The organism is Pseudonocardia sp. SID8383 (assembly GCF_009864975.1).
Lineage (GTDB): Bacteria > Actinomycetota > Actinomycetes > Mycobacteriales > Pseudonocardiaceae > Pseudonocardia > Pseudonocardia alni.
Map to the genome: position 1 here is coordinate 1 of NZ_WWFY01000440.1, position 351 is coordinate 351.

1 pseudogene is annotated in these 351 nt (G+C 79.2%); it reads left to right on the plus strand.

What is annotated here, in order from left to right:
* Nucleotides 1-351: pseudogene (locus GTW08_RS10715) on the plus strand (hypothetical protein); the annotation flags it as partial.

The following is a 351-nucleotide window of genomic DNA, read 5'->3' on the forward strand; positions in this document are numbered from 1 at the left end:
GGCCGTGATCGGCGCCGACGGGGCCCACTCGGTGGTCCGCCGCGCGCTCGGCGCGCCGGGGGTGCCGCCGTCGTCGACGGCGGTGGCGATCCGCGGGTACACCCCGGTCGCCGCCGAGCCGGGGACGCTGTCGATCGAGTACGCCGGCGGCGCCGTCCCGGCCTACGCCTGGTCGTTCCCGATCGCGGGCGGCGGCGCGAACGTCGGCTACGGCGTGTTCGACGAACGCGGCGCCGGGAACCGGGCGTCGCTGCTGGAGCGGCTCGCCGCGCTGCTGCCCGGCCAGGAACCGGACCCGGCGACGCTGCGCGCGCACCACCTGCCGCTGTCCACCGCGCCCCGGTTCCAGCC